This is a genomic window from Streptococcus sp. CCH8-C6 (assembly GCF_001557225.1).
Classification (GTDB): Bacteria; Bacillota; Bacilli; order Lactobacillales; family Streptococcaceae; genus Streptococcus; species Streptococcus sanguinis_C.
The window spans coordinates 1-247 of the sequence record NZ_LSJN01000075.1 but is presented as its reverse complement, the minus strand read 5'-3'; the positions used below and the strand labels follow the sequence as shown (position 1 = coordinate 247).

At 50.2% G+C, this 247-nt stretch carries 1 protein-coding gene; it reads right to left on the bottom strand.

Going from position 1 to position 247, the window contains the following annotated elements; translation table 11 throughout:
- The coding region (locus tag AX677_RS08040) for an ATP-binding cassette domain-containing protein (protein WP_156445998.1) at positions 1 to 247 on the bottom strand (247 nt) is incomplete at both ends.

The following is a 247-nucleotide window of genomic DNA, read 5'->3' as shown; positions in this document are numbered from 1 at the left end:
ATTTTGGCAATCTCCGCCCGCATAGAAACACGCAGCTTAGCATCCAAGTTAGACAGAGGCTCATCCATAAGGAAAACCTTTGCATCACGAACGATAGCGCGTCCCATAGCTACCCGCTGACGCTGACCGCCAGACAAGTCGGCTGGCTTACGTTGCAAGAATTCCTTCAAGCCCAGAATTTCTGCTGCTTCGTTGACCCGTTTGTCAATATCTTCCTTGCTGTACTTGCGCAGCTTGAGACCAAAAG